This is a genomic window from Anabaena sp. 54 (assembly GCF_017355725.1).
GTDB lineage: Bacteria > Cyanobacteriota > Cyanobacteriia > Cyanobacteriales > Nostocaceae > Dolichospermum > Dolichospermum heterosporum.
In genome coordinates, this window is sequence record NZ_JAAVWA010000011.1 from 78,133 (window position 1) to 92,918 (window position 14,786).

General features: G+C 36.2%; 16 protein-coding genes and 1 tRNA gene. 13 read left to right on the plus strand and 4 right to left on the minus strand.

Translation table 11 applies throughout. The annotated features are described in order from the left end of the window. Positions 1-134 precede the first annotated feature (134 nt). The 6 genes from HEQ36_RS12765 (at position 135) to HEQ36_RS12790 (ending at position 3,319) form a co-directional block, all read left to right on the plus strand. A complete protein-coding gene (locus HEQ36_RS12765; protein WP_053540007.1) occupies positions 135-551 on the plus strand; it encodes a XisH family protein in 417 nt (138 codons plus the stop codon). Beyond that, complete coding sequence (locus HEQ36_RS12770) at positions 539-874, plus strand: XisI protein (RefSeq protein WP_039201223.1); 336 nt, start codon at positions 539-541, stop codon at positions 872-874. The genes HEQ36_RS12765 and HEQ36_RS12770 overlap by 13 nt, the downstream gene beginning before the upstream one ends. A 24-nt stretch (positions 875-898) precedes the next feature. Next, entirely contained in the window at positions 899-1,162 is a 264-nt protein-coding gene (locus tag HEQ36_RS12775; protein ID WP_039201225.1) for a hypothetical protein, read from the plus strand. After that, positions 1,159-1,506, plus strand: a complete 348-nt coding sequence (locus HEQ36_RS12780) for a hypothetical protein (protein WP_039201226.1) — start codon at positions 1,159-1,161, stop codon at positions 1,504-1,506. The genes HEQ36_RS12775 and HEQ36_RS12780 overlap by 4 nt, the downstream gene beginning before the upstream one ends. Then, positions 1,499-2,038 (plus strand): PIN domain-containing protein, encoded by a 540-nt coding sequence (locus tag HEQ36_RS12785; RefSeq protein WP_053540006.1) that lies wholly within the window; start codon positions 1,499-1,501, stop codon positions 2,036-2,038. The genes HEQ36_RS12780 and HEQ36_RS12785 overlap by 8 nt, the downstream gene beginning before the upstream one ends. A gap of 207 nt (positions 2,039-2,245) precedes the next feature. Then, the gene (locus tag HEQ36_RS12790; protein ID WP_168636537.1) at positions 2,246-3,319 is read left to right on the plus strand and encodes a glycosyltransferase family 1 protein; all 1,074 of its coding nucleotides are present in this window, start codon (positions 2,246-2,248) and stop codon (positions 3,317-3,319) included. A 100-nt stretch (positions 3,320-3,419) separates the two neighbouring features. On the opposite strand, the gene HEQ36_RS12795 is transcribed toward HEQ36_RS12790, so the two are convergent. Together HEQ36_RS12795 and HEQ36_RS12800 are read right to left on the minus strand one after the other, a co-directional pair. Then, positions 3,420-3,491, minus strand: a tRNA-Lys gene (locus HEQ36_RS12795). Between the two features lie 339 nt (positions 3,492-3,830). Next, complete coding sequence (locus HEQ36_RS12800) at positions 3,831-5,219, minus strand: HAMP domain-containing sensor histidine kinase (protein ID WP_168636536.1); 1,389 nt, start codon at positions 5,217-5,219, stop codon at positions 3,831-3,833. Between the two features lie 408 nt (positions 5,220-5,627). Here HEQ36_RS12800 and HEQ36_RS12805 point away from each other — a divergent pair, with 408 nt between their 5' ends. Together HEQ36_RS12805 and HEQ36_RS12810 are read left to right on the plus strand one after the other, a co-directional pair. Next, positions 5,628-6,833, plus strand: coding sequence for an MFS transporter (locus HEQ36_RS12805; protein WP_053540003.1), 1,206 nt, complete (start codon positions 5,628-5,630; stop codon positions 6,831-6,833). A 181-nt stretch (positions 6,834-7,014) separates the two neighbouring features. Next, positions 7,015-8,424 (plus strand): aspartate ammonia-lyase, encoded by a 1,410-nt coding sequence (locus tag HEQ36_RS12810; RefSeq protein ID WP_053540002.1) that lies wholly within the window; start codon positions 7,015-7,017, stop codon positions 8,422-8,424. A gap of 55 nt (positions 8,425-8,479) precedes the next feature. On the opposite strand, the gene HEQ36_RS12815 is transcribed toward HEQ36_RS12810, so the two are convergent. Beyond that, a complete protein-coding gene (locus tag HEQ36_RS12815; protein WP_053540001.1) occupies positions 8,480-8,896 on the minus strand; it encodes a PIN domain-containing protein in 417 nt (138 codons plus the stop codon). 2 nt (positions 8,897-8,898) lie between these two features. Beyond that, positions 8,899-9,231 carry a hypothetical protein gene (locus tag HEQ36_RS12820; protein ID WP_193964692.1) on the minus strand — a complete coding sequence of 111 codons (333 nt, stop codon included), beginning with the start codon at positions 9,229-9,231 and terminating at the stop codon, positions 8,899-8,901. Between the two features lie 407 nt (positions 9,232-9,638). Here HEQ36_RS12820 and HEQ36_RS12825 point away from each other — a divergent pair, with 407 nt between their 5' ends. The 5 genes from HEQ36_RS12825 to HEQ36_RS12845 all read left to right on the plus strand — a co-directional run bounded on the left by HEQ36_RS12825 (position 9,639) and on the right by HEQ36_RS12845 (position 14,700). Further along, positions 9,639-11,024: a nicotinate phosphoribosyltransferase gene (locus HEQ36_RS12825; RefSeq protein WP_168636786.1), complete on the plus strand. Its 1,386-nt coding sequence runs from the start codon at positions 9,639-9,641 to the stop codon at positions 11,022-11,024. A gap of 82 nt (positions 11,025-11,106) precedes the next feature. Continuing rightward, positions 11,107-11,697 (plus strand): nicotinate-nucleotide adenylyltransferase, encoded by a 591-nt coding sequence (locus tag HEQ36_RS12830; RefSeq protein WP_053539998.1) that lies wholly within the window; start codon positions 11,107-11,109, stop codon positions 11,695-11,697. After that, the gene (locus HEQ36_RS12835; protein ID WP_053539997.1) at positions 11,667-12,413 is read left to right on the plus strand and encodes an NUDIX domain-containing protein; all 747 of its coding nucleotides are present in this window, start codon (positions 11,667-11,669) and stop codon (positions 12,411-12,413) included. Before HEQ36_RS12830 ends, HEQ36_RS12835 begins: the two co-directional genes overlap by 31 nt. Before the next feature lie 176 nt (positions 12,414-12,589). Beyond that, positions 12,590-12,952 (plus strand): four helix bundle protein, encoded by a 363-nt coding sequence (locus HEQ36_RS12840; RefSeq protein WP_039200180.1) that lies wholly within the window; start codon positions 12,590-12,592, stop codon positions 12,950-12,952. 65 nt (positions 12,953-13,017) lie between these two features. Continuing rightward, positions 13,018-14,700 (plus strand): NAD+ synthase, encoded by a 1,683-nt coding sequence (locus tag HEQ36_RS12845; protein WP_168636535.1) that lies wholly within the window; start codon positions 13,018-13,020, stop codon positions 14,698-14,700. Positions 14,701-14,786 lie beyond the last annotated feature (86 nt).

The following is a 14,786-nucleotide window of genomic DNA, read 5'->3' on the forward strand; positions in this document are numbered from 1 at the left end:
AGGACATTGTTTGGATGGTAGACTCATGCAAAAATATCCGTAAATGATATCATAAAATTATGATAAACTAGGAGAAGAAAGAAAACTAAATCTTAAAATACAAATGATTTTTAACTCATATTCACACAAAAACAATGGCAAAAGATGTTTTCCATCAACAGGTAAAAAATGCTTTAATAAAAGAAGGATGGAATATTACCCATGACCCCTTAACCATTCGCATTAGTGAAGCAATTAAACTCCAAATTGATTTAGCCGCAGAAACCACCATAGCCGCAGAAAGGGACTCAGAAAAAATTGCTGTAGAAATTAAAAGCTTTATTGGAGATTCAGATATCAGTAGTTTCCATACAGCATTAGGTCAATATCTTAACTATAGCCAAGCACTTGAAGAACAAGAACCAAACCGAATTGTTTACTTAGCCATCCCTTTTGAGACTTATTATGACTTTTTTCAACTTCCATTTATTCAACGAATGCTACAGCGATATCAAGTCAAGCTGATGATTTATGATCCTAAACAGGAGGAAGTTCGACAATGGATAAAATAGAAAAGTATAGACAATTTATCACACAAATTTTAACAGAACACGCCCAGATTTGTACCACAAATGATCCAGTCAAAGCACAACTAATATTTGATAGTGAACATGACCATTACCAACTCAATTATATCGGATGGCAAGGCGATAAACGAGTGTTTGGACCAGTGATGCACTTTGACATTGAAGACGGCAAAATTTGGATTCAGTACAACGGAACCGAAGAATCTATAGCTGAAAGATTAGTGCAAATGGGTGTACCAAATTCAGATATTGTCCTTGGTTTTCATTCTGCTTTTAAACGGCAATTTACACCTTATGCAGTACAGTAATATCCTACTCGTTAAAAATGAGAAATGCAATTACTCACTAATCTTTTATTCTTACTTGCCAAACCCACAGGTACAACTATTTACGCTCTGAATCTTTTACCTCATTTACAAAAACTTGAGCCGATACTTTTAACTTCCCAATCTTTCCCTGATTATAACTGCTATCAAACTCCTCCTAACTTAACATCAGAACAAGGATTGAAAGGACATTTAAACCGCTTATTATGGACACAATTCCAATTAAAAGTTATAATCTTTATAGAACTCATGAGAAAAATAGAGCAATGACAGAAAAAACCATCTCAGCAGACCTAGACGTAGAAACAGCAGAGCGAATTAGTGTATTATCAAAAATGGAAAATCGCTCAATATCCCAAATAGCCAGTGCTTCAATCAAGCTAGGAGCTATGTTACCTCATGATGCTTGGTCAGCACTCTTACAGTTAAATGGGGTTGCTTCTGAAGCACAGTGGCAAGAAATTAGTCAAGAAATTACAAGAGTTTTATTGCACCATCAATACAAACTCGCTCAACAAAGAATTGCCCAAAATATAGATAAAAATTGGTTAAATTCTTTAGAAACTGAAGATGATTTACTCTGTGCTTCAGTTGAGTTAACTCGTGATGTCTAATCATTTACGCTTATGTCTTGATCTCAATATTTGGTGTGCGGCATTATTAGCTGATATCAAAGAAAATCAAAATATGGCTACACCACGCAAGCTATCAGCTTGTCAAAGTATAGTTGATACAGTTCGTTATGGTCGCTGTTATATGGGAAAAGTAGAACTTGTGATTTCTTGGGGAATGTTAAATCGTTTAGAAGAAGTTTTATTAAGATTAACTCCCTTGGCTGAGGATGCGTCTTTTTATGTAGATGTTATCCGCAGTTATGCTCAAATTCAGCCTCAATTAACATTAGGAGGATCAGGTGTTATTCCTATTAGTGATATAGAAGATCAGCACGTTTTAGAAACAGCTTTAGCTGGTCGAGCTAATCTATTAGTGACAGCTAATTTTAAAGATTTTTTAAATAAAGATATTGAACTTATCATTCCTGAAAGACATAGTATTTATAATTCTCCTATCCATGAATTTCACATTGTTCATCCTTATTTAATGATTAATTGGCTAAATCAAGGTAATATTCCTGAAATTCTGTAATCTTTATAATAAAAAAAAGAAAATAAAAATTATATGGGCTTATTTAAAACTGAATTTGTATGAATAAAAAATATTAATAACTGAACTAAGGAACGCAAATTTAATAACCTGCAATTCTGATGTAACCTGGAATGGTGCGTTACGCTGTCGCTAACACACCCTACTTTTGCACCTTATTTAATTCACATTCCTAACTAAAAATTAAAAATGCAATTACTCACTAATCTTTCATTCTTACTTACCAAACCTACAGGTACAACTACCTACGCTCTTAATCTTTTACCTCATTTACAAAAACTTGAGCCAATACTTTTAACTTCCCAATCTTTCCCTAACTATAACTGCTATCAAACTCCTACTAACCTAACCTCAGAACAAGGTTTGAAAGGACATTTACGCCGTTTATTGTGGACACAATTCCAATTACCAAAAATCTATCAAAACCTCAAATCCCAACTTTTATTTTCCCCTATTCCCGAAGCACCTTTATATACTAATTGTCGGTTTGTTGTTACAGCATTTGATATGATACCACTGCGGTTTCCTAAACGCTTTTCACCATTGACGACATACCATAAATACTATACTCCTGAAGTTTTTAAACAAGCAGAACATATTATTTGTATATCAGAATCAACAGCCAATGATATCACCCAATTTTACCAAATTCCTAGTAATAAAATTACACCAATTCTCTTGGCGGGAGATAACTCACATTTCCAATTCCTGAACCTTCCTACCCGCAATTACTTCCTATATATTGGTCGTCAAGACCCTTACAAAAACCTCCAAAGACTAATTACCGCTTTTTCCGCATTACCTCACAAAAATGATTATGAACTATGGTTAGCCGGACCCTATGATCAACGTTACTCTCCATTATTAGAAGCACAAACTCAAGAATTAGGAATAAGTCATCTTGTTAAATTCCTTAACTATGTTTCCTATGACGAATTACCAATAATTATTAATCAAGCATTAGCACTTGTTTTCCCTACTCTGTGGGAAGGATTTGGTTTACCGGTTTTAGAAGCAATGGCTTGTGGTACACCAGTTATTACTTCTAATATTTCCTCACTTCCAGAAGTTGCGGGAGATGCTGCTATTTTAATTAATCCCTATAATGCGAGGGAGATTACAGCAGCAATGCAAGCAGTTATTAATGATTCAGAACTGAGAAAACAACTTTCAGAAAAAGGTCTGAAAAGAGCAAATCAATTTAGTTGGGAAAAAACTGGAAAAGCTACAGTTGAGGTTTTAAAAGAATATCTTCGATCGTAGCAGAGTAGCAGATCCCCGACTTCTTTAAGAAGTCGGGGATCTTCTTGTTCTTCAAATATCCTTTATTTGATCATGCTTATTTCTTTAACATCTTATTTAATGGGTGAGGAGGGAATCGAACCCGCAACCAATTGATTAAGAGTCAACTGCTCTACCGTTGAGCTACTCACCCGCTTATTAGATCATGATATCAGACTTTTGACTTTTGCGCTAGTGTTGCATGGTTTAAAAATCGTTAATTTTCCTGGGGTTTGATTAATAGGTAGTGAGACAGAATTAATTACACAATTTCATTGCGTAAGCGTTGCGTGGCGTTAGCCATATGGAACGACGTGAAATGAAGCAATTCCAAGGGTTGTGATTGCTTCCCTTCGCTCGCAATGACTGTAAATATTTTTGTCCAATTACTTATTCCTTTTCCCTCTCCTCTTAGGAGAGGGTTAGGGAGAGGTGCCTTTATTAATTGTTGAATCACGAAATTTATCAACAGATTGCTGAAGACACTAAACAACTACAACAGTGGGAATTGCATGATAAAAGTAATGCGATTGTTCATGCTCATAACTTGAATAAATCCACCTAAACGCTGTACTATTGTTTTCACTAATGCCAATTCTAAGCCAGTGTTCTGTGCTTGCCAGGGGGAATGTTTGGGAATGCGGTAAAATGGCTGAAAAACTTGTGACAGTTTATGGTGAGGCATCTCTACACCAGAAATAATGATTTTTAATTCTACCGTGTTTGCATTCACATCGGCGGTAACTGTAATTGATTCACCTGCGGGAGCGCATTGACAAGCTTGGTTGAGTAGTAGGGTAATAATTTTTTCTAACTCGGTGATATCTGTGGATAAAGGAGGAATTTCTCTGGGGATATCTAAGTGTAATTGTTGTTGCTGACAATTGGTAACATCTCGAAAAGATTCAACCATGGAAAATAACCAAGTTGAAAAATCAATAGTAATTAAATTAGGAGGTTCAGGATCGATTTTCAGATATGTCAAGGTAAGAAGATCGGTAAGCAATTTATCTTCTCGTCCACATTCATGATGGAGAATTTGTAATAGTTGGCATACTATTTCTATATCTATAATCCCCGGTGGTGTCATGAGACTTTCTAGGGTTTGCACAGCAAGATTAATATTAGTAATCGGTGTGCGTAATTCTTGGGCAAGATGTCTGATAAATTCGTTGTAATGATGTTCTCGGGTTGCAATTTCTTGAACTTGGGCTTTGGTTTTGGTGTAGAGTTGAGATTGACAGATGGCGATCGCACATTGATTAGCTATTTGCTGTAAAAAAGATATTTCTAATTCTCCAAATTTTGCCTCTGTATGCCGAATTAGCCAAATATTGCCCAAAACACCTTGATGATCAAAAATCGGACAAGCCAATTGACTCATCATTTGTAAGCCAGAATTATGTCCGGGAACAATTTCTATAGATTGCCAGATTTGTTTTTGCAATAGAGATTGATAAATTCGGGGGAAATCAGCAACTTTTGTGGTTAAACCTTGAAAATGGGGTAAACTCGCACTATATTCGTAGGTAACTGTAGCAGCAGTCAAACAGGGATTATAAAGTTCAATTTGACAGCGATTAAGTTGTAATAAATCAACTAATTCTTGAGTAATAATTGTTAATATTTTGCGATCATCTAGACTATCGCGGATGTGTTCAGTAATATATTGTAGCAATCCTTGGAATTTCTGAATTTGCTGTATCTTTTGAATATTTTCCTGTCTTTCTAACTCTAATTGGATTTGTAAATATTCTACCTGCTGTTGTAATTGGGCAACGGATGTATCTCCACCCAATTGCATAGATACTTCTGAACAAAATATGGGTGGAGATGGTAATTGTGTCCATTTGGGGATGGATTTAACTCGATTTAGATTCATGCAATAGTTTAGGAAAGAAATAATGGATAATTGATCATCGGGGAAGAGGTAAGTGGAAAGAATACTTACTCATGACTAATTTTTCCATCTGCCTATTACCTATTCCTTAAGGAAGAAATGACATGAGTATGAGTGAGCATACCAAATATTGTGTATTGCTGATAACAACCCTTGTGACGGTTTGTAAACAGGTACGTTAAGTTACAGCTAATCCCATAATGCTATTTTACTGCATTGTTAAAAATTAATACTAATCTTTTATAAATTTGCATACAAAAAGCTTATACTGCAATTATTTACAAAATCATACAGCAAAAGTCACTGAGTCGGGAATGAATTATTTTGTAAATTTTCTACCTCATCTCCCCGGAACGTGCCGTAATTTTGCACTTTTTCCCATATAATTTTATGAATATCTCAAAATCCCAACCCAGAATTTTATGGGTGCAAGTTTTGGCTTTAGCTGGATTACAAGCAGCAATTACCCTGACTTGGTTAGTTTATAATCTATATTTGCCTAAACTGTTAACTCAATTTGGATTTCCTGCATCCTTAGCAGTTGGTTTATTGGTGTTAGAAACTGCCTTGGGTCTGATATTAGAACCAGTTATGGGGGGACTTTCAGATCAAGCTGTTCGCTGGGTAGGGAGTCGCTTTCCCTTGATTTCCGCCGGTGTAATTTTAGCAGCAAGCTTGTTTATTGCCATACCTTGCGTTGTGACTTTTATTCCCCCAACAGAAGTAATTAAAGGAATTTTACCTTTAGTTTTGATTGCTTGGGCATTAGCAATGACAATATTTCGTTCTCCGGCAATTTCTTTATTAGGAAAATATGCTACCCCAAAAGATTTACCATTGGCAGCGAGTTTTTTAGGTTTAGCTGGGGGTATAGTTGGTTCTTTTCGGGATATTGGTAATACATTTATTTTAGGTTTGGGTCCGATTTTTGCTTTTTCCATAGCTTCTTTTGTGCTTTTGCTGGCAGTGTTTACTGTCCGGTTTTTTGCACCTCCAGAAACGCCAGTTAATCGGGAGATTTTCAACATCCCCAAAATCCCTAAAATGTCGCAAATACCTATTACCAAATTAGGCTTAATTTTCGTCACAGGTTTGAGTATGGCTTGGGGTTCTCGATTACTGATGAGTGCTATCAGCAAAACTCTGAAAACTCAACTAAATACAGATAATATCACCACAATCATGGTAGTAATTAGCTTAACTTTGGCTTTTATTGCCTTACCTGCGGGATTTTTGGCTACTGAAATTGGTAATCGTCAAGCCATGTTGGCGGGTATCTGTACTACTATTTTATCAATAATATTAATGCTAAGTTTAGGCGCACATTTCCTGATTATATTGTTGGCTTTGGCTGGATTTAGTTTAATTACTAATGGGGTGATTCCATTTATTTTAGGATTAATGACCCAACGATGGGCAGGTTTAGGAATTGGGATGTATTTTGGGGAATTTTCCTTAGCTATGAGTATTTTTGGTTTTGTATTTCCAGCCACAATAACATCTGTATTTGCTGGATTTTGCAGTGCCTTGGCGTTTTTAATCACGGGTGTGTGTATTATGATAAGTGGGAAATATAGCAATCCTCAATTGAGTTAGGACTTACGCAAGTGTCACACCAAAAATCTGTTGTCGGGTGCGTCAGATATCAACAATCTGTTTATTTGCAAGATTTATGCAGTCTGACGCACCCTACCAATGTGCCAGTTGCGTAAGTTCTATGAGTTAAAAATAAGTTTTTTGCCTGTTCCCTGTTCTTCTGTTCCCATTCTCCATTTATATGACTAACAATTCAGATTTTCGCATTGAAAAAGACTCAATGGGCGATCGCCAAATTGCCAATAACGTATATTATGGGATTCAAACCCAAAGGGCGATCGAAAATTTCCCCATTAGCGGGATTAAACCTTTATCCACTTATATAGATGCTGGTTTATATATTAAAAAAGCCGCCGCTATTGTCAATGGAGAATTGGATTGTATTCCCGCAGATATCAGCAAGGCTATTATTCAAGCTACTGATGAAATTTTAGCAGGTGCATTACGAGGTCAATTTGTCGTTGATGTTTATCAAGCTGGTGCGGGAACTTCTCACCACATGAATATTAACGAAGTTTTGGCAAATCGCGCTTTAGAAATTCTGGGAGATCAAAAAGGTAATTATAAACTCGTTAGCCCCAATGATCATGTAAATTACGGACAGTCTACCAATGATGTCATCCCTACAGCTATTCGGATTGGTGGCTTACTGGCACTTTCTCGCACTTTACAACCAGCTTTAGAACAGGCAATTTCGGCTTTAGAAGCCAAAGCTACAGAATTTCAAGATATCGTCAAATCGGGGAGAACTCACCTCCAAGACGCTGTACCCGTGCGATTAGGGGATAATTTTCGGGCTTGGGCGCAAATTCTCTCAGAACACCAAAACCGTCTTTACATTGCTTCTGGGGATTTAATGGTGTTGGGTTTAGGTGGTAGTGCGGCGGGAACAGGTATGAATACTCACCCAGAATATCGGCAAAGAGTTGTGGATATCCTGTCGCAATTATTGGAATTTCCCCTAGAACCAGCACCCCATTTAATGGCTGCTATGCAAAGTATGGGGGCTTTTGTGAATGTTTCTGGGGCGTTGCGGAATTTAGCCCAGGATTTGGTGAAAATATCCCACGATTTACGGTTAATGGATTCTGGTCCCAAAACCGGATTTAAGGAAATTCAACTTCCTCCAGTCCAACCTGGTTCTTCAATTATGCCCGGAAAATATAATCCTGTGATGGCAGAGATGACATCAATGGTATGTTTTCAGGTAATGGGATATGATAATGCGATCGCTTTTGCCGCCCAAGCTGGACAATTAGAATTAAACGTAATGATGCCCCTCATTGCCTATAATTTAATTCACAGCATTGAGATTTTAGGTAACACAATTTCGGCTTTAACCACAAGCTGTATTCAAGGAATTACTGCTAACAAAGAACGTTGTTTAGCCTATGCTGAAGGCAGTTTAGCATTAGTCACCGCCTTAAATACCCACATCGGTTATTTGAATGCTGCGGCTGTAGCTAAGGAATCTTTAGAAACAGGTAAATCTCTCCGGCAAATAGTTCTCGAAAAAGGTTTAATGACAGAAACAGAATTAGCAACAGTCCTGGATTTAGACCAAATGAGTGCAATTGTTCCTTTAAAATAAGTACAAAATACAAGATCCCCGACTTCTTTAAGAAGTCAGGGATCTGATTGATAGCCTATTCAGGAAATATCTCAAAACCAGCACAATGTAGTGGACTAATAATACTAAAAATAGGTTTATTTAAAGTAAAAATCTTAGTAATATTCATCCTTTCCGCAATAGCAACAATCGTTGCATCCACAAAGTTTAACTTACTATCAGTATATTGGTCTAGAATCTCCATCACCCTTTTTAAATCAGTTTTATCAATCCCTTCAATAATGACATTACTATTAGCTAATTCAGTTAAAACCTGTCTTGTTGTCGGATATCCTAACCGAGAAGCAAGCAAATGACAAACTTCAGGTAAAACTGTTGTTGGTAAAACCAATACTTCCTTTGAATCAACTATAACATCAAGGATACGCCCATAATTTTCGTCCTTAATATCAACAATTGCCACTAAGAAACTTATATCTAAAATAGCCGTCATGATTATTTATTTACCTCATGATTAAATTCCTTGATACCTCTAGTTGGAACAATTTCCAGTTCTCCGTTTTCTGTATCTCTGTCTGATAAATTGGATTCACTAGACTCTCCTATACCAGCAATACTTAATAAAAAATTACTCTCCCCTGGTTCATTATTAATAGCCGCAGGAGTTAAATTAAGCTTAAAAAGTAAAGATTCAATAAAATCAGCTAATTCAGGAAGTGCTGCCAGTGGAAGTTCATTAATAGCTTGAGATAATTGTTCGTGGGTGAGACTTACAGAATCCATAATTGATATCATCCTTCTATCGAAATAACTTTTATCTGTTTTCAAAGAAATTGGTATTAATTTCTTCTTGGTTTTCCTATTCTTATATAAATTTAGTTTCTATTGTTATATAGTAACGCAATTATTCCCCATGCAAACACAAAAACCATTTGTTAGTCTAATTCGGGCTAAACCCTTAAACTTATTATATGTAAAGCTGCACAGAATCATAAAATCCATTCATTAATTCATCCCTTATTATCCGCGGTCAATTATTCTGTAAATCTTATTCAACTTCTTGATATTGACTATCTGTACTATTAAGAAATATAAATTAATTGTAAAAAATAGCCTAACTCCCTTACGAATATAGGCTTTTGGGGAATTTGTCATTATTTATTAGCCAAGGCTTGACATTATTTATGGTAAATACTACCATAAATAAAGAGACATTCTTGGTAGGGGCATCTCAGATGACAACTTTCCTAGATATAGACTATGAAAGGAAAAATCCCGAATTAAATCTCAGTTGTGAGGATTACAGCTTACTAACAGACCTTTATCAGCTAACAATGACAGCTTGTTATGTTGGTGAAGGTATAGAACAGAAGCAAGCGAGCTTTGAATTGTTTGTCAGACGCTTACCTGATGGTTTTGGCTATTTAATAGCTATGGGTTTAGCCCAAGCTTTGGAATATTTGACTAAATTCCGGTTTAATGACAGTCAAATTGCTGATTTGCAGTCAACGGGAATTTTTACCCACGCAAATGAGCGTTTTTGGCAGCTTTTGCGGGAAGGTTGCTTCACTGGAGATGTGTGGGCAATTGCAGAAGGAACAGCGATATTTGCAAATGAACCTATACTGCGAATAGAAGCACCCTTATGGCAAGCGCAAATAGTAGAAACATATCTTTTAAATACTCTGAATTATCAAACTCTAATTGCCACCAAAGCCGCAAGATTAAGGGATATAGCGGGAGAAAAAGCCACACTTTTAGAATTTGGTACACGCAGGGCTTTTAGTCCCCAAGCCTCTTTATGGGCAGCGCGGGCGGCTTTGGCAGGTGGTTTAGATGGTACTTCCAATGTGTTAGCGGCGCTACAACTAGGACAAAAACCAAGTGGGACAATGGCACACGCTTTAGTTATGGCTTTATCAGCGTTAGAAGGGAGTGAAGAACAGGCTTTTACGGCATTTCATCAATATTTTCCCGGTGCGTCATTACTAATTGATACGTATGATACCGTTGCTGCCGCGGAGAAATTAGCAGAAAAAGTCAATTCTGGAAAATTAGAATTATCTGGAGTCAGGTTAGATTCTGGGGATTTAGTTAGTTTATCAAAACAAGTGCGATCGCTCTTACCGAATATCTCAATATTCGCCAGTGGTGATTTAGACGAATGGGAAATTAGCCGACTTAAACAAGAAGGAGCAGAAATTGATAGTTATGGATTAGGCACAAAATTAGTTACAGGTTCACCAGTCAATGGAGTTTATAAACTTGTAGACATTGAAGGAATTCCCGTCATGAAAGAATCAAGTGGTAAATTCACTTATCCAGGTAAAAAACAAATTTTTCGATCCTTCTTAGATGGTAAAATACATAAAGATAGATTAGGCTTAACAGAAGAAAAATCTGACCATGAAAAATCTTTATTACAGTTAGTAATCAAAGCAGGTAAACAATTACAAACACCAGAAACTTTAACAATCATTCGTCAACGAACTGCGGCATCAGTTGCTAGTTTACCAGCAGAAACAAGAAGAATAGAAAATCCCACTTCCGTCAAAATTGAAATATCAGAACCATTACAGAAATTGACAAATAAAACGAAAAAAAGAGATAAATTAATATAATTTCTCTTACCTCTGCGTCCTCTGCGTCTCTGTGGTTCGTTTAAATTACTCTAAAAATTGCAAAAAAGCAGAATCAAAAATCATGAAAATAGCCTTATTTGGTACAAGTGCTGATCCGCCAACTGCTGGGCATTTAATAATTCTCAAGTGGCTATCTAAACATTATGATTGGGTGGCTGTATGGGCGGCGGATAATCCTCTAAAATCCCAACAAACGCCTTTACCGCACAGGGCAGCAATGTTAGAACTGTTAATTAAAGATATCAATGTTGCTAACCAAAATATTGCCTTAGAACAAGATTTGAGTAGTTGGAAAACTCTAGAAACTGTAGGTAAAGCAAAATTAAAATGGGGAGAAGATATTGAATATACTTTAGTAATTGGGGCTGATTTAGTCAATCAATTGCCGCGCTGGTATCATGTTGAAGATTTATTACAACAAGTGCAATTACTGGTAATTCCCAGACCAGGATATATAATAGATGATTCTAGTTTAGAAAAAGTTAAACAAATCGGAGGAAAAATTAAAATTGCAAATTTAATTGGTTTAGATGTTTCCTCTACCGCCTTTCGTGAACAAGGAGATATTAATACTCTCACACCTCCCGTCATTGCCTATATTCATCAACAGCATTTGTACGAATGCCAATACGTAACCAAAAAAAGATTCTAAACTCCATAAATCAACAACCTTTAGCTGACTTTAAAGTTGGTGTTGATAATGTGATTTTTTCTGTAGATACTGCTCAAAATCGGTTGTTAGTTCTCTTGGTTATGCGACAGCAAGAACCATTCTTAAATGATTGGAGTCTTCCTGGTACTTTAGTCCGTCAAGGAGAATCTTTAGAAGATGCTGCTTATCGGATTATGGCTGAGAAAATAAAGGTAAATAATCTTTATTTAGAACAACTTTATACTTTTGGTGGTCCAAACCGTGACCCCAGGGAAAAAATTGATAGCTATGGAGTCCGTTATTTATCAGTTAGTTACTTTGCTTTAGTCAGATTTGAAGAAGCAGAATTAATTGCCGATAAAGTGGCGGGTATTGCTTGGTATCCTGTCAAACAATTACCACAATTAGCATTTGACCATAATGAGATTATTACCTATGGACATAGAAGATTAAAAAACAAATTAGAATATAGTCCTATAGCTTTTGAAGTCTTACCAGAAACTTTTACTTTAAACGATTTGTATCAACTATACACTACAGTTTTAGGAGAATGTTTTGCCGATTATTCTAATTTTCGAGCGCGGTTACTCAAATTGGGCTTTTTATCCGATACTGGCATTAAAGTATCACGAGGTGCCGGTCGTCCTGCAAGTTTGTATAGGTTTGATAAAGAGGCTTTTGCACCATTTAAAGATAAACCTTTGGTGTTTATTTGAAGAAGGCAAGAGGCAAGAGGCAAGAGGCAAGAAGGCAAGAGGCAAGAGGCAATAAGTAAGAAGGCAAGAGGCAATAAGTAAGAAGGCAAGAAGGCAAGAGGCAATAAGTAAGAAGACAAGAGGCAAGAGGTAAGAGGAATTTAAGATATTATATTAGGTTGAAAGAGGAAGTTAAAATGGCGGAAATAAATGATTTTAAAGATTTACTTATTTGGCAGAAAGGTATGGATATAGCTGAAAAATGCTATTTTTTAACTAAAAACTTTCCTAAAGAAGAAATTTATGGCATGGTTCAACAAATTAGAAGATCATCTGTTTCTATTCCTGCTAATATTGCAGAGGGTTATGGAAGAAGATCGTCTAGAGATTACGCGAGATTTTTAAATATAAGTCAAGGTTCAATTAATGAGTTGGAAACGCATCTTATTGTATCAGAAAGAATCGGATTATGTACTTTGAATGAAATTGATTTGATTATTAAATTGCTTCACGAAGAAACTCGAATGATTATTGCTCTTATCAAAAAATTAGAGTTATAAACGATTGTACCACGCACCTCTTGCCTATTCCCTCTTGCCTCTTGCCTATTCCCTTTTTTATGATCATGAAAATCGCTATCGCTCAAATTAATCCTATTATTGGTGATTTACTAGGAAATACTCAAAAAATCCTGGAAATGTCACAACAAGCAGCATCAGAAAATGTTCGTTTATTATTAACACCTGAATTATCTATTTGTGGGTATCCACCAAGGGATTTATTATTAAATCCTAGTTTTGTGGAATCAATAGATAAAACATTGCAAAAATTAGCTGAAGATTTACCTGCAAATTTAGCTGTATTGGTGGGAACTGTGGTTAAAAATTCCCAAGCGCACATTTCTGGAGGGAAAAATTTATTTAATAGTATGGCTTTATTAGAAAATGGCAAAATCCAGCAATTTTTCCATAAAAGGCTATTACCAACTTACGATGTTTTTGATGAAAAACGCTATTTTGAACCAGGACTACAAGCCAATTCTTTTAAATTAGATAATCTTCATATTGGTGTGACAATTTGCGAAGATTTATGGAATGATGAGGAATTTTGGGGTAAGCGGAGTTACGCAGTTAATCCCATTGCTGATTTAGCAAATTTAGGAGTTGATTTAATTGTTAATTTATCTGCTTCACCCTACACTGTTGGTAAACAACATCTGCGAGAAGCGATGTTAAAACATAGTGCAGTTAATTTTCAACAACCAATTATTTATACAAACCAAGTTGGCGGAAATGATGATTTGATTTTTGATGGACGCAGTTTTGCTTTAAATAAACAAGGTGAAATTGTTTGTCGTGCTAAAGGTTTTGTCTCTGATTTTTTGACCGTTGAATTTAATGCCGATAAACGGGATTTACAATTAGGTCATATTTCGCCCATTGATGAATCTGAAGATGAGGAAATTTGGAATGCTTTGGTTTTGGGAGTTAAAGATTATGTGGGTAAATGTCGCTTTTCTAAAGTATTGTTAGGTTTAAGTGGGGGAGTTGATTCTGCTTTAGTAGCTGCCATTGCGACTGCGGCATTAGGAAAAGAAAATGTGATTGGTGTGTTAATGCCTTCTCCCTATAGTTCAGAACATTCTATTAGTGATGCTTTAGCATTAGCAGCAAATTTAGATATTCAAACCCAGATTTTACCTATTGGGGAATTAATGCAAAGTTTTGATAAATCTCTTGGTGAGTTATTTGCTGGAACAGAATTTGGGATTGCGGAAGAAAATCTCCAATCTCGAATTCGTGGTAATTTATTAATGGCAATTTCTAATAAGTTCGGTTATCTGCTTTTATCTACTGGCAATAAATCGGAAGTTGCTGTTGGTTATTGCACTCTTTATGGTGATATGAATGGCGGTTTATCGGTGATTGCTGATGTTCCTAAAACCCGCGTTTATTCCCTCTGTAAATGGTTAAATTCCCATCAACAAAAAGAAGTTATTCCCGCAAATATTCTCACCAAAGCACCCAGCGCGGAACTTAAACCGGGTCAAGTTGACCAAGATTCCCTACCACCTTATGAAATTTTAGATGATATTCTCGACCGTTTGATTCATCAACATCAATCAGCAGCAGAAATTATTACCGCAGGTCATGAATCGGCAATTGTAGATAGGGTATTACAATTATTATCCCGTGCGGAGTTTAAACGCCGACAAGCTGCACCGGGATTAAAAATCACTGACCGTGCTTTTGGGACTGGTTGGAGAATGCCTATTGCTAGTAGTTGGTCTGCGTTGCGGAATATATAGGACTTTATTTTTACTGGAGTTTTTTTAACGAACCACAGAGGCACAGAGTTCACAGAGGAAGAAAAAGGAGGATAAGTATATATTTA